Source organism: Terrabacter sp. P5_B1 (genome assembly GCF_056400505.1).
On the sequence record NZ_JBFULD010000018.1, the window covers coordinates 1 to 22,802 of the forward strand.

Annotated in this window: 23 protein-coding genes; 6 read left to right on the forward strand and 17 right to left on the reverse strand. The window is 70.9% G+C overall.

Annotated elements, in window-relative coordinates:
• Together AC1DP0_RS02700 and sigJ are read left to right on the forward strand one after the other, a co-directional pair.
• Positions 1–861 (forward strand): NAD-dependent epimerase/dehydratase family protein (locus AC1DP0_RS02700; RefSeq protein ID WP_478082354.1); only part of this gene is annotated, 861 nt, incomplete at its 5' end.
• Entirely contained in the window at positions 858–1,829 is a 972-nt protein-coding gene (sigJ, locus tag AC1DP0_RS02705; RefSeq protein WP_478082355.1) for an RNA polymerase sigma factor SigJ, read from the forward strand. The genes AC1DP0_RS02700 and sigJ, both read left to right, overlap by 4 nt.
• A 3-nt stretch (positions 1,830–1,832) precedes the next feature.
• On the opposite strand, the gene AC1DP0_RS02710 is transcribed toward sigJ, so the two are convergent.
• From AC1DP0_RS02710 to AC1DP0_RS02720, 3 genes are all read right to left on the reverse strand, one after another.
• Positions 1,833–2,150: a hypothetical protein gene (locus tag AC1DP0_RS02710; protein ID WP_478082356.1), complete on the reverse strand. Its 318-nt coding sequence runs from the start codon at positions 2,148–2,150 to the stop codon at positions 1,833–1,835.
• Positions 2,151–2,229: 79 nt separating this feature from the next.
• Complete coding sequence (gene dxs / locus AC1DP0_RS02715; protein WP_478082357.1) at positions 2,230–4,095, reverse strand: 1-deoxy-D-xylulose-5-phosphate synthase; 1,866 nt, start codon at positions 4,093–4,095, stop codon at positions 2,230–2,232.
• 120 nt (positions 4,096–4,215) lie between these two features.
• Positions 4,216–4,599, reverse strand: a complete 384-nt coding sequence (locus AC1DP0_RS02720) for a hypothetical protein (RefSeq protein WP_478082358.1) — start codon at positions 4,597–4,599, stop codon at positions 4,216–4,218.
• 31 nt (positions 4,600–4,630) lie between these two features.
• On the opposite strand from AC1DP0_RS02720, the gene AC1DP0_RS02725 reads away from it, so the two are divergent.
• Positions 4,631–5,437 carry a VOC family protein gene (locus tag AC1DP0_RS02725; RefSeq protein ID WP_478082359.1) on the forward strand — a complete coding sequence of 269 codons (807 nt, stop codon included), beginning with the start codon at positions 4,631–4,633 and terminating at the stop codon, positions 5,435–5,437.
• Between the two features lie 55 nt (positions 5,438–5,492).
• Here AC1DP0_RS02725 and AC1DP0_RS02730 read toward each other — a convergent pair whose 3' ends face one another.
• From AC1DP0_RS02730 to AC1DP0_RS02765, 8 genes are all read right to left on the reverse strand, one after another.
• Positions 5,493–6,812: a peptidase C39 family protein gene (locus AC1DP0_RS02730; protein ID WP_478082360.1), complete on the reverse strand. Its 1,320-nt coding sequence runs from the start codon at positions 6,810–6,812 to the stop codon at positions 5,493–5,495.
• Positions 6,813–6,940: 128 nt separating this feature from the next.
• Entirely contained in the window at positions 6,941–8,092 is a 1,152-nt protein-coding gene (locus AC1DP0_RS02735; RefSeq protein WP_478082361.1) for a C39 family peptidase, read from the reverse strand.
• Between the two features lie 91 nt (positions 8,093–8,183).
• Entirely contained in the window at positions 8,184–10,955 is a 2,772-nt protein-coding gene (gene acnA / locus AC1DP0_RS02740; RefSeq protein WP_478082362.1) for an aconitate hydratase AcnA, read from the reverse strand.
• A gap of 180 nt (positions 10,956–11,135) precedes the next feature.
• The gene (locus tag AC1DP0_RS02745; protein WP_478082363.1) at positions 11,136–11,615 is read right to left on the reverse strand and encodes an Hcp family type VI secretion system effector; all 480 of its coding nucleotides are present in this window, start codon (positions 11,613–11,615) and stop codon (positions 11,136–11,138) included.
• Positions 11,616–11,730: 115 nt separating this feature from the next.
• Complete coding sequence (locus AC1DP0_RS02750) at positions 11,731–13,419, reverse strand: HNH endonuclease signature motif containing protein (protein WP_478082364.1); 1,689 nt, start codon at positions 13,417–13,419, stop codon at positions 11,731–11,733.
• 29 nt (positions 13,420–13,448) lie between these two features.
• Complete coding sequence (locus tag AC1DP0_RS02755) at positions 13,449–13,856, reverse strand: acyl-CoA thioesterase (RefSeq protein WP_478082365.1); 408 nt, start codon at positions 13,854–13,856, stop codon at positions 13,449–13,451.
• 37 nt (positions 13,857–13,893) lie between these two features.
• Positions 13,894–15,153, reverse strand: coding sequence for a class I SAM-dependent RNA methyltransferase (locus tag AC1DP0_RS02760; protein WP_478082366.1), 1,260 nt, complete (start codon positions 15,151–15,153; stop codon positions 13,894–13,896).
• The gene (locus AC1DP0_RS02765) at positions 15,150–17,159 is read right to left on the reverse strand and encodes an APC family permease (protein ID WP_478082367.1); all 2,010 of its coding nucleotides are present in this window, start codon (positions 17,157–17,159) and stop codon (positions 15,150–15,152) included. Before AC1DP0_RS02765 ends, AC1DP0_RS02760 begins: the two co-directional genes overlap by 4 nt.
• A gap of 109 nt (positions 17,160–17,268) precedes the next feature.
• Here AC1DP0_RS02765 and AC1DP0_RS02770 point away from each other — a divergent pair, with 109 nt between their 5' ends.
• Entirely contained in the window at positions 17,269–17,931 is a 663-nt protein-coding gene (locus tag AC1DP0_RS02770; RefSeq protein WP_478082368.1) for a potassium channel family protein, read from the forward strand.
• A 22-nt stretch (positions 17,932–17,953) separates the two neighbouring features.
• Positions 17,954–18,640 carry a potassium channel family protein gene (locus tag AC1DP0_RS02775; RefSeq protein WP_478082369.1) on the forward strand — a complete coding sequence of 229 codons (687 nt, stop codon included), beginning with the start codon at positions 17,954–17,956 and terminating at the stop codon, positions 18,638–18,640.
• Between the two features lie 44 nt (positions 18,641–18,684).
• On the opposite strand, the gene AC1DP0_RS02780 is transcribed toward AC1DP0_RS02775, so the two are convergent.
• From AC1DP0_RS02780 to AC1DP0_RS02800, 5 genes are all read right to left on the reverse strand, one after another.
• On the reverse strand, positions 18,685–19,407 hold the full coding sequence (locus AC1DP0_RS02780; RefSeq protein ID WP_478082370.1) for a DUF3159 domain-containing protein: 723 nt from the start codon (positions 19,405–19,407) through the stop codon (positions 18,685–18,687).
• A complete protein-coding gene (locus AC1DP0_RS02785; protein ID WP_478082371.1) occupies positions 19,400–19,795 on the reverse strand; it encodes an OB-fold nucleic acid binding domain-containing protein in 396 nt (131 codons plus the stop codon). Before AC1DP0_RS02785 ends, AC1DP0_RS02780 begins: the two co-directional genes overlap by 8 nt.
• A gap of 67 nt (positions 19,796–19,862) precedes the next feature.
• Positions 19,863–20,657, reverse strand: a complete 795-nt coding sequence (locus AC1DP0_RS02790) for a DUF3710 domain-containing protein (protein ID WP_478082372.1) — start codon at positions 20,655–20,657, stop codon at positions 19,863–19,865.
• A 103-nt stretch (positions 20,658–20,760) separates the two neighbouring features.
• Positions 20,761–21,282: a dUTP diphosphatase gene (gene dut, locus AC1DP0_RS02795; RefSeq protein ID WP_478082373.1), complete on the reverse strand. Its 522-nt coding sequence runs from the start codon at positions 21,280–21,282 to the stop codon at positions 20,761–20,763.
• Between the two features lie 53 nt (positions 21,283–21,335).
• Positions 21,336–21,635, reverse strand: coding sequence for a DUF4193 domain-containing protein (locus AC1DP0_RS02800; protein WP_442278232.1), 300 nt, complete (start codon positions 21,633–21,635; stop codon positions 21,336–21,338).
• Between the two features lie 348 nt (positions 21,636–21,983).
• On the opposite strand from AC1DP0_RS02800, the gene AC1DP0_RS02805 reads away from it, so the two are divergent.
• Positions 21,984–22,169, forward strand: coding sequence for a hypothetical protein (locus AC1DP0_RS02805; RefSeq protein ID WP_478082374.1), 186 nt, complete (start codon positions 21,984–21,986; stop codon positions 22,167–22,169).
• A 129-nt stretch (positions 22,170–22,298) separates the two neighbouring features.
• Here the strand turns inward: AC1DP0_RS02805 and AC1DP0_RS02810 are convergent.
• The coding region (locus AC1DP0_RS02810; protein WP_478082375.1) for an inositol monophosphatase family protein at positions 22,299–22,802 on the reverse strand (504 nt) is incomplete at its 5' end.

Here is a 22,802-nt window from a genome sequence, read left to right on the forward strand (position 1 = left end):
AAGCAGGTCCTCGTGCAGGAGCTCGGAGCGGTGCCGGTCGTGGCTGACGCCCTGGACCCCGACCAGGTGGCCCGGGCCGTGGCCACGGCGCGCCCCGAGGTCGTCGTGCACGAGCTGACGTCGATCGGGCCGATGGACATGCGGCACTTCGACCGCGCCTTCGCCCAGACGAACCGGCTGCGGACCGAAGGGACGGACCACCTGCTCTCAGCGGCCCGGGCGGCCGGGGTGGGACGGTTCGTCGCCCAGAGCTTCTTCGCCGGCTACGACCGGGTCGGTGGCGGCGTCAAGACCGAGGACGACCCGTTCGGCACCGTGCCGCCGCCGGGGATGGAGCAGACCGTGGGCGCCATCCGGTACGTCGAGGGCCAGGTGCTCGCCGCCACGTGGACCCAGGGTCTCGTGCTGAGGTACGGCGGCTTCTACGGCCCGCACACCTCGCTCGGCCCGGACGGCGAACAGGCCGAAGCCGTCCGGCGGCGGAAGTTCCCGGTCGTCGGTGACGGCGGCGGGGTGTGGTCGTTCATCCACATCGCCGACGCGGCCGAGGCGACGGTGGCCGCCATCGAGCGCGGCGCGCCGGGCGTCTACAACGTCGTCGACGACGAGCCGGCGAGCGTGGCGACGTGGCTGCCGATCCTCGCCGAGTCGCTCGGGGCCAAGGCACCGATGCGCGTGCCGCGGCTGGTCGGAAGGCTCCTGGCGGGCGAGACTGGCGCCGTGATGATGACCGAGCTGCGAGGCGCGTCCAACGCCAAGGCCCGGCGGGAGCTGGGCTGGACCCCCGCGCACGCGACGTGGCGCGACGGCTTCCGCGAGCTGGGCGCCCAGGTGCGCGCCGATAGCGGTGCGGCGGCGTGACCGACGAGAGTGGCTCGCCGACAGCAGCTCCCGACCGGGAGCAGCTGCTGGCGGCGATGCGGCCCGTGGCCTTCGGGATCGCCTACCGGATGCTGGGGAGCGTCACCGAGGCGGAGGACGTGGTCCAGGAGGCGCTGCTCCGGGTTCACCGCGCGCTCGAGTCGGGCGAGCACATCGCCTCCCCGCGGGCGTTCACGGCCACCGTGACGACCCGACTCGCGATGGACGAGCTGCGGTCGGCGCGGGTGCGCCGGGAGCGGTACGTCGGTGACTGGCTCCCCGAGCCGATCCTCACCGACGGCCAGGCTGCCGGCCAGGACCCGGCCCGCGCGGCGGAGACCGCCGACTCGCTGTCGATGGCGCTACTCGTGCTGCTGGAGAGCCTGTCGCCGGAGCAGCGCGCGGTCCTGCTGCTCCACGACGTGTTCGGCTACGGCTACGACGAGGTCGCGACGATCGTCGGCAAGGGCGAGGCCAACGTGCGCCAGCTCGCGGTGCGCGCGCGACGACACGTTGAGGACCGCCGCCCCCGGTTCAGCACGACTCCAGAGCAGCAGAGCGAGCTGGCGAGGCGCTTCTTCACCGCCGCCCGCACGGGCGACCTCGCCGGCCTCGAGTCCCTGCTGGCACACGACGTCGAGCTCGTCGGCGACGGTGGTGGCAAGGCGCCCTCGCTCGCGCGCTCGCAGCGCGGCCGCAGCCGGGTCGCGCACACCCTCACCAACTGGCTGCGGGCGCTGCGTCGCCTGCCCGAGATGGAGATCCGGCTCACCGAGGTCAACGGGGACCCGGGCGCGATGTTCCTCGTCGAGGGACGGCTGCTCGCCGTCTGGGCTCTCGACGTCCGTGACGGTCAGGTGGCGGGCGTCCGCGCGGTGGTCAACCCCGACAAGCTCGTCCACCTCGGGCCGGTCGGGGACGCCAACGCCCTCGTCCGTCGACTCGGCGTCGCTCGTCCCGACAGCTGAGTGTCAGCTCCGTCGGTCGGCGACGGCCCACGAGGCCGCCGCGCTGACCGCGGCAACGGTGAGGACGGACGGCCAGGCACCGATCTTCTTGGCCAGCACGTGCGACGCCCCGAATCCACCGAGGTAGACCGCGGCGAGACCCGCAGCCCCGGCTCCCCCGGCCTTGGCAACCCAGGTGCGTCCGGCGTAGAGGCCGGCGGCGCCGAGCACGACCCCACCCAGGGGGCGGATACCGCTCTCGCGGGCGACGACGTAGCCACCGACGAGCCCGAGGGCTGCGATGGGCGCGGTCGTCACGCCGGCTGCGTCTCGAAGCTGCATGCGGTCCATCCTAGGGAGGCGCGCTGGGTGAGGGCTGGGCGGGCGCCCGGTCCCGGCTCCCCTTCGCCGCCGTCGGCGGTCAGAGGCTCTTCTCGAGGTCGAGCACGAGCTGGTCGGCGGTCAGGCCGAGCTCCTCGAGGATCTGTCCGCGAGACGCGTGCTCGAGGAAGCGCTTCGGGATGCCGTAGGTGTGCACCCGCACGTCGACGTCGGCCTCGTGCAGGGCGAGCGTGACGGCTGCCCCGACACCGCCGCTGACGAGGTTGTCCTCGACCACGGCGACGGCACCGGCGCGGCGAGCGAGCGCGACGACGTCGTCGCTGACCGGGATCACCCAGCGGGGGTCGATGACCCGCACGGTGCGGCCGTGGGCCGCGATCTTCTCGCCCGCCTCGGTGGCGAGCCCGGCGAAGGCGCCGACGCCGACGACGAGCAGGTCGACCTCGTCGCCGGCGTTCTCGAAGAGCACGTCGACGTCACCGATGGAGCGCACGGCTGTCAACGGGTCGGCGACGTCGCCCTTCGGGAACCGGATGACCGTCGGGCCGTCCGACACGTCCAGGGCCTCGCGCAGCTGCTTGCGCACCTGCTCACCGTCCCGCGGGGCGGCGAGGCGCAGCCCCGGCACGATGGAGGTGAGCGTCATGTCCCACATGCCGTTGTGCGACGCGCYGTCGCTGCCCGTGACTCCGGCGCGGTCGAGGATGACGGTGACGCCGGCCCGGTGCATGGCGCAGTCCATGAGGAGCTGGTCGAAGGCGCGGTTGAGGAACGTGGCGTAGACGGCGACGACCGGGTGCAGGCCGGAGTAGGCGAGCCCAGAGGCCATGGTCACGGCGTGCTGCTCGGCGATGCCGACGTCGAAGACCCGGTCGGGATAGGCGGCGGCGAAGCCGTCCAGGCCGACGGGGATGAGCATGGCGGCGGTGAGGGCGACGACATCAGGACGGTCGCGGCCGACCGCCACCATCTCGTCGTTGAACTCGTCAGTCCAGATGCGGCCGGAGACCTCGAACGGCAGCCCGGTCTCCGGGTTGAACTTGCCGACGCCGTGGAACTGGTCGGCCTCGTCGTCGATGGCCGGCTGGTAGCCGCGGCCCTTCTGCGTGATGACGTGGACGATGACCGGACCACCGAAGTCCCTGGCCTTGCGCAGCGCCCGCTCGACCGCCGGCTCGTCGTGGCCGTCGACGGGCCCGAGGTACTTCAGCCCGAGGTCCTCGAACATCCCCTGTGGCGCGACGATGTCCTTGATCCCCTTCTTGACGCCGTGGAGCGTCTCGAACATCGCACCGCCGACGACCGGCGTCCTGGCGAGCGACCGCTTGCCCCAGTCGAGGAACCGCTCGTAGCCGCGGGTCGTGCGCAGGGTCGCGAGGTGGTCGGCGAGCCCGCCGATGGTGGGGGCGTAGGAGCGCTCGTTGTCGTTGACGACGATGACGAGGGGCAAGGTCTTGTCGACGGCGATGTTGTTGATGGCCTCCCAGGCCATGCCGCCGGTCAGGGCGCCGTCGCCGATCACCGCGACGGTGTGCCGGTCTCTCTCGCCGCTCAGGCGTCGGCCCTTGGCGATGCCGTCGGCCCAGGAGAGCGCGGTCGAGGCGTGGGAGTTCTCGACGACGTCGTGCTCAGACTCGGCGCGGCTGGGGTAGCCGGAGAGCCCGCCCTTCTTCTTCAGCTTGCTGAAGTCCTGGCGACCGGTGAGCAGCTTGTGCACGTAGGACTGGTGACCGGTGTCGAAGACCAACGTGTCGTGCGGGGAGTCGAAGACCCGGTGCAGCGCGATCGTCAGCTCGACGACGCCGAGGTTGGGGCCGAGATGCCCACCCGTCTTGGAGACCTCGGTGACGAGGAAGGTGCGGATCTCCTCCGCCAGGGCCGGAAGCTGGTCGGCCGGCAGCGCCTTGAGCGCCGCGGGGCTCGTGATCGTCTCCAGCAGGGCCACGCTGCGTCGTCCTCTCGGTCGGTCGGTCGCCCACGCAGGTGGGTCGGTCGAGTCTACGGGTCAACGTCCGACGGGTCCCAACGCTGTGCACGGGACGCTGCCGACCTCGTCACACCATTCTCACAGTCGGGGCGCGAAGACCTTGCCCTGGAGGGCTTCGTGCAGCAGCCGCGCCGACCGCGAGGCGGCGAGCAGCCGGATCCCCTCGGCCTCGATCTGACCGAGGATCTCGGTCAACGCCTCCGCTGGGACGTGCGGTCCGATCGCGACGCGTGCCTCGCGCCACGCGTCGCGCATGGCGACGACCTGGCCGTCGAGGTGCCGGCCGGCCAGCCACGCGAGGGCGATGGGGTGACGCCGCCACCCGGCATACGCCCGGTAGTCCGGAGGGCACTGGTCGAGCAGCCACAGCACGGCGCGCTCCTCCCAGCCCGGCGTGTGGGCCGGTGGGACGCCCGGCGGCCACCCGGGAGGGGTGTGCGGCGAGGGCGTCGGAGTGGGCATGCGCCCAGTCTGCCTCGCCTAGTCTCGAACCATGACGACGGTCAGCTGGGTGACGGCCTTCCTCGACCTGCCGCCCGACGTCCACGAGGCGGGGATCCACTTCTGGTCGGCGGTGACGGGGTATGCCGTGTCGCCACCTCGCGGGGACGCCGCGGAGTTCACGACGCTGCTCCCGCCCGTCGGCGACCCGTACCTGAAGTTCCAACGGACCGGCGCCCAGGACCCGAGCAGACCGGGCGGTCTGCACCTCGACCTGCACGTGACGTCGGCGGCGGCCTCCACCGACCGCGCCGAGGGACTGGGAGCGGCCGTCGTGCACCGCTCCGACCACGGTTTCGTCGTGCTGCGCTCCCCCGGCGGGTTCGTCTTCTGCTTCGTGCACGAGGTCCTCAGCCGACGCCCGTGGCCGACGCGCTGGCCGCAGCAGCACGAGAGCGTCGTCGACCAGGTGTGTCTCGACATCCCGGCGGCGGCCTACGACACCGAGTGCGTCTTCTGGTCCGAGCTGACCGGATGGCCGGTGCGCCGCTCGGTGAGCCGGCCCGAGTTCCGGCACCTCGTGCGCCCTGACGGCATCCCGATCCGGTTGCTGCTCCAGCGGCTCGGCGAGGTGGCGCCGGCGTCCGGGACGGAGACTGCGCCGGGGCCCGAGACCGGGCCGCGGGTCACCGGCCACCTCGATCTCGCCTGTGACGACCGGGCCGCCGAGGTGGCACGGCACGAGCGCATGGGCGCGACCGTCGTGGTCCGCCACGCCGGCTGGACCACCCTGCGCGACCCGGCCGGAGCGCTCTACTGCGTCACCGACCGGGACCCGCGCTCCGGCCTCGGCCGCTGACCCCCCGAGTGCCCACGTCCCCACCGTCGAGTGCTCAGTTCGCGACGGGGCGGGCTCACCAGTTGGGCTCGTGGCGGGGCGCCCGCGGCAGGCGGCGCCGCTCCGGGTGGATGACGTAGGCGATCCCACCGCTGTGCGGCACCCAGACGTTCTCGAACTGCTCCCGGTCGTAGACGACGCGCACCTGGGAGTTGTCGCGAAGCAGGTGCGAGGCGGGGTCGTTGCACACGACGTCGCCGTCACGGGTGAAACCGACGACGACCATGAGGTGGCCGTTCGTGCCGTAGCCGGCACCGTCCAGCTCCCCCTTCTTGAAGGAGACGGACGTGACGAGCGGGATGCCTGCGGCGATGAACTCCTCGGCCTCGGTCAGTGACCGGAGCCGGGTGACGAACGCCCGCATCCGCGGCCGGGTCGCGGCATAGGCCGCGTTGAACGGYCAGTTGCCGCAGCCGTCGTAGGTGTAGTCGTGGACGTTGCGCGCGGCGAAGTCCACCTGCGGGTCGGTCTCGGCCGGCAGCGCCTCGGTCACCCAGGTGGTCTCGTCGTGGCGCGGGCCGGCGCCCCAGTAGGCAAGGACCATCGAGGTCGACGTCGGCGAGCACCAGGCCTCTCCCCCGTTGTCCCACTGGGGGAAGTGGCCGATGTGCTTCTCCTGGGAGAAGGTCGGCACGTCGAGGACACGGCCGCGGGCCCGGCCGTTGGGGCTGCGTGGCACCCGCGGCGCGTCGGGCAGGGCCGAGGCCATCGCGCCGACCGACCGCAGCCGGGGCGTATGCCGCGTGCCCGTGGGACGCATCAGCCGGACGACGAGCTGCCACTCGTCGAGGACGTGGCCGGATCGGGTCGCCAGGGTGTCGGTGTAGACCGTGGCGACCGTGTCGCCCTGGCCGTCGACCGACGTGCGGTGGATGCCACCTCCCTGAGCGGGGTCGTAGCGGCACCAGCGACCGAGGACGTACTCCTTGGTGGCCACGCCGCCGCTGCGGCCCCGGACCGAGATCTCGACCCACGACGCGCCCGGCGTGTCGGCGTTCCACGAGGAGACGAGCTCGGTCAGCCCGAAACCGGGTCGCACGACGGGAGAGACCCAGGTGGCGACGTCGTAGGAGCGCGACGTGGCGGTCGCGTCGAACGGGTCGACGTAGTCGCGCCGCCCGGTGAAGCGGCCTGGGCAGAGGTCCCGTCCGCTCCACTCACGGTAGGAGACGTGGCGGTCGCTCGTGTCGGACGAGCCGGGCCCACCCGCGGCGGTGAGGGTTCCCGCCCTGGCGGTTCCCGTGCCGGCGACGCCGACCAGGGTGAGGCCGGCGGCTGAGCCGAGGAGGACGCGGCGGCTCGGTGAGCCTGCGGGCGGGACGAGGGACTGCGACATGGCACACCTTCCGGTCGGGCTGGGCGCGGCCAGTCAACACCCGGGCTCGTGCCGGAAGGATCATGGGTGTGCAAAATCTTCGTCTGGCCAGCATCAAGCGCAGGAAACCTACATGTGCCCGGCCGAGGTCACGCCCAGTTGGCCTCCGCGGGCGGGGTCGGCAGCGCCACGCCAGTCGGGTGCATCACGTAGGCGAGCCCGCCGTCGGACCCCAGCCAGACACGCTCGAACTGGTCGCGACGGTAGACGGCGCGCACCTGCTCGTTGCTCGCGACGCGGTGCGAGTTGGGGTCGTTGGACACGACGTCACCCTCGGTGGTGAAACCGATGATCGTCAGCAGGTGACCGTTCGTGTCGTAGCCGGCGCCTTCGAGCTCGTCCTCCCCGAAGGTCACCGACACCACGAGAGGGACGCCCATCGCCAGGAACGCCTCGGCCTCGGTCAGGTCGCGTAGCCGGGTCACGTAGGCGCGCAGCCCGCGCGTCCCGGCGTAGGCCGTGTTGAAGGCCCAGTTGCCGGCACCTCCGTAGGAGCGGTCGAAGACGCGGCGCACCCCGTGGACCACCTCGGGGTCGACGGCGCGGCCGACCCAGGCCACCTCGTCGGGCCCCGGGGCACGCCCCCAGTGCTCGAGCAGCATCGTCGTCGACGTGGGTGAGCACCACGACTGGCCGCCGTTGTCCCACTCGGGAAACGTGTCGACGTGCAGGCGCTGCGAGTGCGGCGGGACCTCGACCTCGTGTCCGCGGCCGACGCCCGGGGCACTCGTCGGCTCGTCCGCCGCGATGTGGAAGCGTGACGCGGTACCGGCGACGAGCGTGACTGGGGGCCAAGCGATCTCGCTTGTCGAAAGGGCCAGGGCGGTCAGCCTCAGCTGCCAGCGGTCGAACCCGCGACCGGGCGCAGCGAGCCACGTGTCCGTATCGACGTGCCCTGACTCGAAGTGCTGGTCCCGCAACGTCGTGCGCGTGATCGGGGACTCCCCCGCCGGGTCGTCCTCGGCCCAGCGCGCGAAGGTGAACCACGGCGTCCAGCCCGACACGTCGGCGACCCGACCCTCGACGTGCAGCCACGTGCCGGCCGGGGTGCGCGCATTCCACGACGGGATGAGCTCCGTTGCAGCAAAGGGCAACTCGACGATCCGAGACTCCCAGACACCCGAGGCGTAGGTGACCCGCTCGGCCCCGTCGACGTGGACGTCGGCATAGACGACGTCGTGCGAGGGAGACCAGTCGAAGCCGGTCTCCCAGGCGGTCAGGATCGCGTGTCGGTCGGTCACGCGATGAGCATGGCATACGCCGTCGGCGGGGAACGGCGGCGGCCCCGCACACCGCGTGGAGCGGCGTGCGGGGCCCGTCGGGCAGTGCGCGTCAGCTGTTGACGAGCGACCGCAGGACGTACTGGAGGATGCCGCCGTTGCGGTAGTAGTCGGCCTCACCGGGGGTGTCGATGCGGACCACGGCGTCGAACTCGACCGTCTCGCCCGACTCCCTGGTCGCGACGACCTTGACCGTCTTCGGCGTCGAGCCCTCGTTGAGCGCGGTGATTCCCGTGATCGAGAAGGTCTCGGTGCCGTCGAGGCCGAGCGAGTCGGCGTTCTGACCTGCGGGGTACTGGAGCGGGATGACGCCCATGCCGATGAGGTTGGAGCGGTGGATGCGCTCGTAGCTCTCGGCGATGACGGCCTTGACCCCGAGCAGGCTCGTGCCCTTGGCGGCCCAGTCCCGCGAGCTTCCCGAGCCGTACTCCTTGCCCGAGAGGATGACGAGCGGGGTGCCGGCAGCGGCATAGCTCTGCGCGGCGTCGTAGATCGTCGTCTGCTCCCCGCCGTGCGTGAAGTCGCGCGTGAAGCCGCCCTCGACGCCGTCGAGGAGGAGGTTCCTCAGGCGGATGTTGGCGAACGTGCCACGGATCATGACCTCGTGGTTGCCGCGGCGCGAGCCGTAGGAGTTGAAGTCCTTGCGCTCGATGCCGTGCTCGGCGAGGTACTTGCCGGCGGGGCTGTCGTTCTTGATGGCACCGGCGGGGCTGATGTGGTCGGTCGTCACGGAGTCGCCGAGCTTGGCGAGCACGCGTGCACCTTCGATGTCGGCGACCGGCGTCGTGTCCATCGACATGCCGTCGAAGTACGGGGGCTTGCGCACGTACGTCGACTCGCCGTCCCACGCGAACGTGTCGCCCTCGGGGGTCGGCAGCGACTGCCAGCGCTCGTCGCCGGCGAAGACGTCGGCGTAGTCCTCGGTGAACATCTCCTGGCTGATCGAGGCCGCGATGGTGCGCTCGACGTCGGCCGGAGCCGGCCAGATGTCCTCGAGGAAGACGTCGTTGCCGTCGGTGTCCTGACCCAGGGGCTGCGACTCGAAGTCGAAGTCCATCGTCCCGGCGAGGGCGTAGGCGATGACGAGCGGCGGGCTCGCGAGGTAGTTCATCTTGACGTCGGGGTTGATGCGACCCTCGAAGTTGCGGTTGCCCGAGAGGACCGACGTGACGGCGAGGTCGTTGTCGTTGATCGCCTTGGAGATCTCCTCGTTGAGCGGGCCCGAGTTGCCGATGCACGTCGTGCAGCCGTAGCCGACGAGGTGGAAGCCGAGCTTCTCGAGGTAGGGCCACATCCCRGCCTTCTCGTAGTAGCCCGTGACGACCTTGGAGCCCGGGGCCATCGACGTCTTGACCCACGGGGCGACCGACAGGCCCTTCTCGACGGCGTTCTTGGCGAGCATCGCGGCGGCCATCATCACCGACGGGTTCGAGGTGTTCGTACAGCTCGTGATCGAGGCGATCGAGACGATGCCGTGGTCGATCTCGAACTCGCGCCCCTCGGCATCGGTGACCGACACCTTCTTCGACGGGCGACCGTTCGTCGCGCCGTCGACCGGCTTCTCGCCCCCGTCGTCGACGCCCGGGTCGCTGGCCGGGAAGGACTCCGCGTTGCCGGAGTCGCCCTCGTCGTGCGCGACGTAGGTCGGCAGCACCTTGCGGAACGCGTCCTGGGCGTCGCTGAGCGCGATGCGGTCCTGCGGACGCTTCGGTCCGGCGATCGAGGGGACGACGGTCGACAGGTCGAGCTCGAGGTACTCGCTGTAGCGGGACTCGGGCTGGTCGGGACCTGCCTTGAGCCACATGCCCTGCTCCTTGGCGTACGCCTCGACGAGGGCGACGCTCTCGTCGGACCGGCCGGTGAGGCGCAGGTAGTCGAGCGTCACGTCGTCGATCGGGAAGATCGCGCACGTCGAGCCGAACTCGGGGCTCATGTTGCCGATGGTGGCGCGGTTGGCGAGCGGCACCTGGGACACGCCCTCGCCGTAGAACTCGACGAACTTGCCGACGACGCCGTGCTTGCGCAACATCTCGGTGATCGTGAGGACCACGTCGGTCGCCGTGGCGGCGATCGGGATGGTGCCGCTCAGCTTGAAGCCGACGACGCGCGGGATGAGCATCGAGACGGGCTGGCCGAGCATCGCGGCCTCGGCCTCGATGCCGCCGACGCCCCAGCCGAGCACGCCGAGGCCGTTGACCATCGTCGTGTGCGAGTCGGTGCCTACGCAGGTGTCGGGGTAGGCGACGCCGTCGCGCACCATGACGGTGCGGGCGAGGTGCTCGATGTTGACCTGGTGGACGATGCCGGTGCCCGGCGGGACGACCTTGAAGTCGTCGAAGGCGGTCTGTCCCCAGCGCAGGAACTGGTAGCGCTCGCGGTTGCGCTGGTACTCGATCTCGACGTTGCGCTCGAAGGCGTCAGCGCGGCCGAAGACGTCGATGATGACGGAGTGGTCGATGACGAGCTCGGCGGGGGCCAGCGGGTTGATCCGCGCCGGGTCGCCACCGAGGTCGGCGACGGCCTCGCGCATCGTGGCGAGGTCGACGACGCACGGCACGCCGGTGAAGTCCTGCATGATCACGCGCGCGGGCGTGAACTGGATCTCCGTGGACGGCTCGGCGTTCTCGTCCCACGAGCCGATGGCGCGGATGTGGTCGGCGGTGATGTTCGCGCCGTCCTCGGTGCGCAGAAGGTTCTCCAGGAGGACCTTGAGGCTGTACGGCAGGGTCTCCTGTCCGTCGACCCCTGCGAGCCGGTAGATCTCGTAGGACTGATCCCCGACCTCGAGGGTCCCCTTGGCCTTGAAGCTGTCAACACTGCCCACGTCGGGCTCCTTCCAGCAACACTGATGTCACGGTGCTCGATTTATCTTGACGTCAAGATATATCTAACCACACAGATCCGTCCCTGTCAGTCCCTCCCTACCCGCCCATCCTCGCCGTTGCTCGGCCCGCTGTCTGCCCTTGAGCGACCCGCAGCAGCCTGCCCGTCCGCGCTGTGGCGTTCAGCCCACCTTGTTGGATCGGATGTCCCACGTGACGCTCGAGGTGCGACCTGTCGAGCCTCCGCTCGATCCGGGCTCTGCATAGTCGAAACGGATCCAGGCGGGTTGCAGGGCGACCTCCTCGTCAACCGTGTCGTCGTCACCCGAAACGAGCGCCTCGGTCACGACGAGGTCCTTCATCGTCACGGTGAGGAAGGGTGCGCGGGCACCCGGTCTGGCGACGTCGAAGGTGGCCTCCTTGAGGTGCTTGCCGCTGGCGGCGAAGGAGGCGAGGTGCGGCGACGCGAGGTCGTAGTGGTGCATGATGCGGAACTCGTGGGCGCGGGCTCGACCGACTCCACCCCAACCGCCGGCCCCACCCCCGGCATCTCCGCCCTGGGCCGTCACCCCCCAGCTCCACGACAGCACGTCCACGGCGCCCTGGTGTTCCTTGCTCTGGCTGCCACCCTCGATGCCGTCGAACTTCATGAACGCGTCCATGTCGCCTCCGCGTCGTGCCCAGCACGTCGCTCGACGCTAGCACCGCGGCCGCGTCACGGTCGCTGTTCGGCACATCCAGCGGCTGTGGACGACAACGCCCTTCTTCTGATGGGAGTCAGGCGGCGGTCAGACGGACGTCAGCGGGGCGGGTGACGTAGGACCGCCCGGTCGGCGACGTCCACGTGCACGTACCGGCCGCGTCCATCGTGAGCAGCCACCCGGAGTGATGCTTGAACCCGTGGTGCGTGCGGCAGAGGGAGACGAGGTTCTCCTCAGCCGTGGAACCGTCCGGGTAGGGGACGACGTGGTCGAGGTCGCACCGCCGGGCTGCGACGCCGCAGCCGGGAAAGCGGCACGTGCGATCCCGATCCCGCACTCGTTGCGCCAGAGCGGCGTTGGGCCGGTACAGCAGCGGATCTCTGGCGACGGTCACACCCGTGAGCGCATCAGCGCGCGTCAGGCGCAGCACGACGTCCGGGTCGGTCAGCACCTCGACCAGTGCGGTCGAGAGGATCCATCCCGCGCGCGCATCTCGGACGCCCAGCCGGGGCGGTCGCCACCGTCCCTGACGGAGTTTGTGCTGTTCGAGCTCCGATTCCTCTGGGAAGGCACCGAAGGTCACGCATCCCTGTCCGAACAGCTCGGAGGCGATCGCATGCTCCGGCGCGAGCAGGGACCCATCCACGTGCTCCAGCCCAAGAGGCTCAACCGTGCCATCGCGTTTGGCCGCCGCACCAGTCCCAGACCCCTCAGCGCCGGGTCGGCGAGCCGGCGCAGCCGCGGGAGCCGGCGCAGCCGCGGGAGCCGGCGCAGCCGCGGGAGCAGGCGCAGCCGCGGGAGCAGGCGCAGGGGTCTTGAGGTCATTGGTGGCGCTGTCCGAGGTCCCGGCGTCGGCGTCCTGCGGGGCGCCGACGAAGGTGGGCACCACGAGTTCCACGGTGGTCGAGACATGCGCGCTGCCGAGCAGGAGGTCGACGAAGGCGTCGGCGCGCGCCTGGTCGATCGAGCGGGAGGGGTCAGCCCTGACGTACTCGTGCGCGAGCTCGTCGATCGCGGCCCACGCCTGCATCGAGGCGAACGAGGGGATCGATGCCTTCCACCACGCCATGCCGGGGTCGACGCCGGGCTCGACCCGTACGAAGCGCTCACGCAGGCCGAGCTTCGCGCGTCGCTCGACCGCCTCCGGGTCGACGGCCACGGCGACCCGCTCGCAGACGACCCGCAGCCGACCCGGAGTCAGCGTCGGCATCTCGGGCACGGAGGTCACGGCGGCGTCGAAGAGGGGTCGCGCGTCCATGGCGACGAGCTGGGCATGGTCGACGATGACGCCCGTCTGCCTGCGGTCCAGCTGCCCGTCGAGCGCCAGGGCCAGGGTGCGAGGCAGCTCGTCGACGAGGCAGAGGGCGTCCCCCACCCGCGCCTCCGCGCCGCGCGGCGTCGACCGCAGAAGGGGGGCGACATTCGAGGCGACCATCTTGATCGCGGACGGACGGTGCTCGGACCCGTCGGACCAGTCGCCGTCGAGTTCGGTGAGATCGAGCTCCTCCCGGCGGACACAGGCCGCAAGGGCCAGCTCCTGGATGGCTCCCAGGGCATTGACGGCACGTTGGGTGACAGCGATGACCGCTTCGGCACTCGCCACGTCGAGGGTGCGCAGACGATCCGGCACGATCCGTGCCACCACGGCAGCCTGGGCGGCCGGCCGCAAGGCGTCGAAGACGTCAGCGGGCACGCCCGTCAGCACCTCGAGCACAGCGCCGGCAGAGGCCCCCTGGGCCTCGACGGAACCCGCTCCCCTGTCCATGTTCGAACACTAGTACGAGCCGCCGACAGTCACTCGTGATCTACGAGAGCTTCTCGGAACCCTGAGTCCAACGGAGCCTTGGCGCCCGCGGCGGTGTCGAACCAGACGTACGTGATGACACACGTGGCCGTCCGCACGGGGTGCGCGCCGGCCCGCCAGATCTCGTGGCGGAGCGTGAACGACGAGGTGCCGAGCCGCTCGACGGACACCCTGATGTCGGCTCGGTCGAGCGGCTTGAGGCTCGCGACCCAGTCGATCTCCGCGTGGCGCACGAGCCCCAGCCGACCGTGCTCGGTGAACCAGTAGGGGCCGTACCCGACGCTCTCGAGGAAAGCCATCTTCGCGTCCTCGCACCACGTCAGGTAGTGCGAGTTGAAGACGACACCGGCGAGATCGATCTCTGAGAACTTCACGGCGACGGGATAGCTGAACGACATGACGACATCGTCTCGTGCCCGTGACGCAGCCGCGTCGTCAGCCCTCCCGGGGCTCCAGGACGGCGATGCACTCGACGTGGTGCGTCATCGGGAACGCGTCCCAGGCCTCGAGCGAGACGAGCCCGTAGCCGTGTGTCGCAGCGGCCTTGACGTCGCGCGCGAGCGCCGAGGGATCGCACGCGACATAGACGACCCGGCGCGGAGCCATCCGGGCGAGCAGACCCATGACGTCCTTGCCCGCCCCCGTGCGCGGCGGGTCGAGCACCGCGAGGTCGGCGGTGACGTCCTGTCCGACGAGCGACCGCAGCTCGCGGTCGACCCGGTTGGCGCGCCACTCGACGTTGTCTAGGTGCTCGGTGTTGACGACCCCGTTCTCCACCGCCGCCCGGTCCCCCTCGACCCCGAGGACGAAGCCGTCAGGTGCGACGAGCTCGCCGAGACGCATCGTGAACAGGCCCGAGCCGGCATACAGGTCGATCACGCGGTCACCGGGGCGCGCCTCGAGCAGGGCCGTGACCCGGGAAAGGAAGGTCGAGGCCGCGCCCGGGTGGACCTGCCAGAAGCCACGTGCAGCCACGACGTACTCGCCCTCCCAGTCGCCGTCCCGGGCGAGCTCGCCCACGAGCCCACCGCCGGCGCTCGCACCATCGGGTGCGGGCAGCGGGACGAGCACCGGCTCGTCCGGATGGGCGGCGTCGACGACATCGACCGACTCGACGTCGGGCCACTCGGTGTCGAGAACGCCGGAGTCGATGACTGCCCGGGTGGCGATGAGGCAGTCGTCGACCCGCACGATGTCGCGAGATCGGTGCCGCCGCAGGCCGGCCCGACCAGACTCGTCGACGGCGAACTCGACGCGGGTGCGCCACCGCAGGCCGTCCTCGTCGCCCGGCACGGGCTGCACCTCGACCTCGACCTCGAGGCCCGCGATCCGCGCGAACTGCTCCCGCACGACTGCCGCCTTGAGCGCGCGCTGCGTCTCGAGGGACGCGTGCTGGAAGTCGCACCCACCGCAGAGGCCCGGGGCGGCATACGGGCACGGGGCGGGGACGCGGCCCGGAGCCGCCTCGAGCACCTCGACGGCGTCGGCGCGCACGAAGCTGTCACCCACCCGCCCCTCGGTGACCCGTGCGACGACACGCTCGCCCGGCAGCGTGTGGCGCACGAACACGACCTGGCCCTCGTGGCGCGCCACGCAGTGACCTCCGTGGGCCACCGGCCCGACCTCGACGGTCCACTCCTGGCCGACGAGCGACTCGCCACCGGCGGCGCGCTCGCGGGTCTGGCGCCCGCTCACAGCGCTCCCCCGCGCACGGACCCGCTGATCGGCGGCTCGTCGATCCAGTCACGCTCGGCGCCCTCGGACGACTGGAGCTGCCACGGCACGCTGACGACCATGACGCCCGGGGTGAACAGGAGGCGGGCCTTGAGACGCAGGGCGCTCTGGTTGTGCAGCACCTGCTCCCACCACTTCCCGAGGACGTACTCCGGGAGGTAGACCGTGACGATGTCGCGCGGGTTGCCGCTGCGGATCGAGCGGACGTAGTCGAGGATCGGCTTGGTGATCTGGCGGTAGGGCGACGACAGGACCTTGAGCGGCACCGGGATGTCTCGCCGGTCCCACTCGTCGAGCAGGGACTGGGTCTCGTCGGGGTCGACGTCGACGGTGACCGCCTCGAGGTAGGTCGGTCGGCTCGCACGGGCGTACGCGAGTGCGCGCATCGTGGGCTTGTGCACCTTCGAGATGCAGACGATGGCGTGGACGTGGCTCGGCAGCATCGGGCGTTCGACTTCCCAGTCGATGGCGAGCTCGTCCCGCACGCGGTTGTAGTGCTTCTTGATGCCGAGCATGAGCGCGAAGAGCACGACCATGGCGAGGATGGCGTACTTGGCGCCAGCCTGGAACTTCGTCAGGAGCACGACGACGAGCACCGTCCCCGACATCGCCGCCCCGACCCCGTTGATGATGCGGGAGCGCTGCATCCGCGTCCGCTCCTTGGCGTCGCGCTCGAGCCTCAGGTGTCGGGTCCAGTGCCGCACCATGCCGATCTGGCTGGTGGTGAAGGAGACGAACACCCCGACGATGTAGAGCTGGATGAGCGCGGTGACCTCGGCCTTGAACACGATGACGAGGACGATGGCCGCCCCGGCGAGGATGAGGATGCCGTTGCTGAAGGCGAGCCGGTCGCCGCGGGTGTGCATCTGTCGGGGCAGGTAGCCGTCGCGCGCGAGGATCGAGCCGAGCACCGGGAAGCCGTTGAAGGCGGTGTTGGCGGCCAGGACGAGGATCAGGCCGGTGACGATCGAGACGAAGACGACCCCGACCGGGAAGTGCGCGAACACCGACTCGGCGAGCTGGCCGATGGCCGTGTGCTGCACGTACGAGTCACCGACCGGCTGGCCGTTGCGCAGCAGCTGGGTGCCCGGGTCGTTGGCGATCTTGACGCCGGTCCACTGGCCGAGGGTGATGATCGACCCGAGCATGACGATGGACAGCGTCCCCATGAGCAGGAGGGTCGTCGCTGCGTTGTCGCTCTTGGGTTTCTTGAAGGCGGGAACCCCGTTGCTGATCGCCTCGACCCCGGTGAGGGCCGCGCACCCCGACGAGAACGCCCGGAGCAGCAGGAAGGCCGCGGCCAGCCCGGTGACGCCCTGGCCCGGTTCGGGCTCGAGTGTCAGGCCGGCGCTCTCGGCCGGCGTGAGGGTGCCGGTGAAGTGCTGGATGAAGCCGTAGATGCCCATGCCGATGATGGCCAGCATGAAGGCGTAGACCGGCACGGCGAAGGCCTTGCCGGACTCACGGACACCGCGGAGGTTCATGGCGGTCAGGAAGACGATGAGCGCGACCGCGACGATGACCTCGTGACCGCGCACGAAGCCGAGCACCGTCGCAGCGTTCTGCACGCCCGAGGAGATCGACACCGCGACGGTGAGCACGTAGTCGACGAGGAGCGCGCTGGCGACGGTGAGCCCGGCCCGCGGACCGAGGTTGACCRTGGCCACCTCGTAGTCGCCACCGCCCGACGGGTAGGCGTGCACGTTCTGGCGGTACGACGCCACCACGACGACCATGACGAGGACGACCGCGACGGTGACCTGCCAGCTGTGCGTCGCGACGAACGTCCCGCCGGCGAGGCCGAGCATCAGGAGGATCTCGTCGGGGGCGTAGGCCACCGACGACAGCGCGTCGCTCGCGAAGATCGGCAACGCGAGCCGCTTGGGCAGCAGCGTCTCCCCGAGCTTGTCGCTGCGCATCGCGCGGCCGAGGAGGAGGCGCTTGAACAGCGATCCGGTACCGGGCACGACGACACTGTATGCCGGATCGTGACGACGCACCGACCCGCTCAGGCCCGCTCGCCACCGCACGGAACCTGCCCGAGAACGTATGCCGTCACGGTGTAGCGTCGCGTCCGTGCACTTCGTCATCATGGGATGCGGCCGCGTCGGGTCGACCCTCGCCCGCACCCTGGGCCGAGGCGGCCACGACGTCGCGATCATCGACGCCGACGCGTCGGCCTTCCGCCGGCTCGGCACCTCCTTCGAGGGCCAGACCGTCACGGGCATCGGCTTCGACCGCGACACCCTCGTGGCCGCCGGCATCCGCGACGCCTACGCCTTCGCCGCTGTGAGCAGCGGCGACAACTCCAACATCCTCGCGGCCCGCGTGGCGCGCGAGACGTTCGGGGTCGAGCACGTCGCCGCCCGCATCTACGACCCGCAGCGCGCCATGGTCTACCAGCGGCTCGGCATCCCGACCGTCGCCACCGTGCGCTGGACGTCCGACCAGATGATCCAGCGGCTGCTGCCCCAGGGCGCCGTCCCCGAGCTCACCGACCCGAGCGGCAAGATCGTCATCGCCGAGGTGCCGCTGGCCGAGGCCTGGGTCGGTCGGCATCTCACCGACGTCGAGGAGCAGACCGGCGCCCGGGTCGCCTACATCACCCGCCTCGGTGAGGGCACCATCCCCCGGCCCGACATGGTCGTGCAGCAGGGCGACCTCGTCCACCTCACCGTCTCGCGTGACGACCTCGCTCGCGTCGAGCGACTCTGCGACCAGGCCCCGGCCCCCCACTGACCGGTTCAGGAGAAGAAACCCCATGCGCGTCGTCATCGCCGGAGCCGGAAGCGTCGGCCGCTCCATCGCCCGTGAGCTGCTCGCAAACGGGCACCAGGTGCTGCTCATCGACAAGGACGCCGACGACGTCCAGGCGTCGCGCGTGCCGGAGGCGTCGTGGCTGCTCGCGGACGCCTGCGAGCTCGCAGCCCTCGAGGAGGCGCGGCTCGAGGAGTCCGACGTGTGTGTGGCCGCCACCGGCGACGACAAGGCCAACCTCGTGCTCTCGCTGCTGGCCAAGACCGAGTTCGGCGTGCCGCGCACGGTCGCTCGCGTCAACAACCCGAAGAACGAGTGGATGTTCGACGAGTCCTGGGGCGTGGACGTCGCGGTGTCGACGCCCCGCCTCATGACGGCGCTCATCGAGGAGGCGGTGAGCATCGGTGACCTCGTGCRCATCTTCGAGTTCCAGCAGGGCCGCGCCTCGATGGTCGAGATCACTCTCCCTGAAGGCAGCCCGTTCGCAGGCCGGCGCGTCGGCGACGTCGACTGGCCGACCGACACCGTCCTCGTGGCGATCATCCGTGAGGAGCGCCCGCTCGCTCCGACGCCGGACGACGCGATCGAGGCCGGCGACGAGCTGCTCTTCATCACGACGACGGAGCAGGAGGACCGCCTCCAGGACCTCGTGGCTCCCGGCGAACGGCACCACGCCGACAGCGAGAGCTGAGTCCGGCCGGCCCCGCGAGGGGACCGCTGACCCGAGGTCGGGCGTCAGGCCAGGCGACTCGGGTCGATCGGCGTGCGACCGCGCATCAGGATGGCGCCCATGGCCGTGATGGCGACGAGGTATGCCGGCCAGCCCAGGACGACCTTCGCCACCCCGAGCGCCGCCACCTGCTCCGCCAGGTAGAGCGGCACCATGATGGCCAGCCGCACGACGTTGAGAGCGATGAGCACCCACGCCAGTCGGGCAGCGACCGTGACGATGCCGGAGTGGCGACGCCACCACGTGGGACTCTCGGCGAAGGCCTCGGGCTCGGCGACCCCGACGACGAAGCCGAAGAGCGGCCACCGCGTCAGGTTCGTCACGAGCAGGAGGACGAGCAGGCCCGCGTTCTGCAGCATCCCCGGCAGGAAGGCGTCCTCCGCCCGACCCGACCGGAGCGCGAAGAAGGCGGAAATGCCCACTCCGGCAGCGGCATACGCGATGAAGCGGGGGTCCTGACGCTGCACGAGGCGCACGACGAGCAGGACTGCGACGCACACCCCGGCGACGACCAGTGCCGTGCGGAGGTTCTCGGTGCGGGCCCACGCGAGGGCGAAGGCCAGGGTCGGCACTGCCGACTCGACAGCGCCGCGCCAGCCCCCGATGGCCTCGGACAGCTTGTCGCGCAACAGCTCCTCGACGGTGTCGTAGCGGCGCAGGTCGGCCTCGGAGCGCTCGACTCCGTCACCGTCCTCTGCGCCCGACAGCGCGGCGTCACCCTCAGCCATGCGTCTGTCCTGCCCTGCCGATGAGCTCGTAGGCAGGGTTGAACATCGTCATGACCTTCCGGCGGTTGGTGATGCGTCCGGTGGCCCGGATCTTGACGCCCGGGACGATGCCGGCGATGCGTCGTCGACCCAGCCACACGAGGTGCAGCGACTCGGTGCCGTCCCAGACCTCGACGTCGAGTGCCGGGGTCTCCTCGCGGGGGCGCAGCGTCACCGAGCGCACCTCGCCCGCAACGGTCACCGTGGTGCGCTGCGGCGCGTCGCCGATGTGGATGACTCCGTCGAGGACCGAGGACTCGTGACGGAGCTCGGCCGCCTCGATCTCGTGCGCCGATCGCGTGAACCGCTCGGTGAGCCGCCGGAGGGCGCTGGGCTGGCCCGTGGTCACGGCCGCGACTCGCCTCGAGACGGGGCTCGACACGGGGCCGGACACGGGGCCGGGCACGGGCCGGTCATCAGCGGACCTCGGTGATCTCGGGGCCGCGCTCGAACGGGCTGAGGTCGGGGCCACCCTCGGTGCCTGCACCTTCGGCACCGTCGGCCTGGGCGGCACCCTCGGCATCGGGGAGGCGCAGCGGCAGCAGCTCCCGCGGCGGCATGGCCTCGTCACCGCGGTCGATGACCGTGGTGCGGATGACCTCGTGGACCGCGTCCGCAGCGGCAGGCTCGATGGCAGCCCGACCCGAGACGACGGCACGGAGGAACCAGCGGGGACCGTCGACGCCGACGAAACGAGCCGGCATGAAGACGGTGCGGCCGTCCTGGTCCGCCTGCGGCATCCGCGTGAGCAGCTCCTCCCCGAACTCACCCGTGAGGACCTCGGCGGTGCCACCGGCATCGACGATGCTCGCTGCGATCTCGTTGCGGATATCGACCCACACACCTTCGGTGCGCGGCGCGGCGAACGCCTGCAGCTGCACCGCCGACTCGCCGATCACCGCGGTCACACCAGTGATCTGCTGCTCCTGCTCGTTGACCTCGAGGCGCAGCTCCATGCCCTGCTGCCCGCGCAACCAGATCGCGCCGAGGTTGAGGTAGTCGCTGTCGTCCTCGACCGCGCTCCGGTCGAGCGGGCCCGCAGCGCCGTCCCGACCCTCGGGCGCGCCGTCCGTGTCACCGTTCGCCTCGCCGTTCGCRTCGTCCACGGCCCGGTCCTGCTCGAGGGGGTCGAAGCCGTCGTCGGCCGGGCCTGCGTCCACGGCCCCGGTGTCCGTGCGGTCCTTCGACTTGCCCCGGCTGAAGAGTCCCACGTCATTCCGTCCTTTGAGTCCTGCTGCCGGGCGGGCGTCGTGCCCGTCCGGAGTGGTGGTCGTCGTGGCGCCGACGCAGCGCCCGGCGCACCGTACCCGATGATCACGCCTGGCGGGGCGTCTCCCCCGAGCTCTCCCTCTGTGTCTCCCCCCGTGTCGGCGAGGCGGCGCCCCCGGGACCGAAGCCACCGGTGGATCCATGTCCAGTGTCCCCCCGACCGGTCTCGTCGAGCGAATCGACCTCGACGAACGTCACCCGCTCGACGCGCTGGACGACGAGCTGCGCGATCCGGTCGCCGCGGCGCACCGTGAACGGCTCGTGCCGGTCGAGGTTGACGAGGTTGACGAGGATCTCGCCGCGGTAGCCGGCGTCGACGGTCCCGGGCGCATTGACGATCGAGATCCCGTGGCGGGCCGCGAGTCCCGACCTCGGGTGCACGAAACCCGCGTGGCCGGCCGGGAGCGCCAGCGCGACTCCCGTCGGGACGAGCACACGCTCGCCCGGCTCGATGGTCACGTCCACCCGCGCACACAGGTCGGCGCCGGCGTCGCCCAGGTGGGCGTAGGAGGGCAGTGGCAGGTCCGGGTCCAGCCGCCGAACCGGGACAGCACAAGGGTCGGTCACGAGGACCGACCCTACTGGCTCCAGGGCGTGCTGCTGCCTGGTCGCAGATGCGCTCAGGCTGCGCACTCCGTGCAGATCATCACGCCGTTGCTCTCCTTGGCGAGCTGGCTGCGGTGGTGGACGAGGAAGCAGCGTCCACAGGTGAACTCGTCGGCTTGCTTGGGCAGCACGCGGACCGACAGCTCCTCGCCGGAGAGGTCGGCACCGGGGAGCTCGAAGCCCTCGGCCTGCTCGGTCTCGTCGACGTCCACACTGGACGACGTCTTGTCGACCCGGCGTGACTTCAGCTCCTCGATGGAGTCCTCGTTCAGGTCGTCGTCAGTCTTGCGTGGCGCGTCGTAATCGGTTGCCATCTGGTTTGTCCCACTTCTACTCGTGATGCGCCTTGCGGTCTGTGACGCGGAGAACGCTCACAGGCTCCCACTTGTTCCCGTGGGACCCTCACCGTCAACGGCGTTGTCAGCAGTGACGAACATGTCCGCGTGCGCGTATGGTGCCCGATCCCCCGAGCGTTGTCACCTTGTCCGACCCAAGGCCTGAGACGTGGGTGGGACGCATCCCCCACGCGTGTCCTTTCCGGACCAAGAGTTCCCCGACCCGTTGCCCTCCACCGAGCCTCCCAGGTGGACATTGGGGGTCCCGCGGCGCGGTAGGGTCTTCGGACTCGACCGATCGACAACCCAGGCCCGGAGGTGGCACCCATGACCGAGTTCGTCGACCAGATCAGGCAACGCGTCAGCGACACGCTGGGCGACCTCGCCGACGCGCGACAGGCGGATGACGACTTCCGGGTGCAGGTGCACACCGGGGAGCTGGAGTCGTTCGCCCGCCTCGCCGCCGAGAACGGCGTCCGCGTCCCCGGGCTCGAGCCGTTCCAGGCAGCCTGAGCCCGCCACGCAGCGCAGTGAGTGGGCGTATGCCGCCCGCACCCCAGGACGAGAGACGCCCCCCTCGGCACGGCCGGGTGGGCGTCTGTCTCAGGCGTAGGAAGTGACGAGCCGGGGTGACGGGTCAGGTCAGCCGGCGACGCCACCGTGGGTGACGAAGAGGGCGCGCACGTCCTCGACGAGTGCTGGGCCGGCGGCCACGGTGAGTGCCTTGCCGGGCGCGCTCTCCGAACCCTTCGAGCCCTCCCCCGCGCCGACGACGACACCACCGGCCTCCTCGACGACGAGCCAGCCGGCTGCCAGGTCCCAGGCGTTGAGGCCGGTCTCGGCGTAGGCGTCGACGGAGCCCTCGGCGACCCGGACGAGGTCGAGGGCGGCACTGCCGATGCGTCGGATGTCGCGGACGAGCGGCAGCACCCGCAGCAGGACCTCTGCCTGGCGGCGGCGCACGTCCGGGTCGTAGCCGAATCCGGTCGCCAGCAGCGAGCGCGCGAGGCGGTCCTCGGCCGACACCGAGAGGCGGGTCGGCGCCGTGCCGGCGCTCCGGTCCTCAGGGCTGGTCCAGGCCCCGGTCCCGCGACCGGCGTGGTGCACGAGCCGCAGGCTGGGGTCGGCGACGGCCCCGGCCACGGG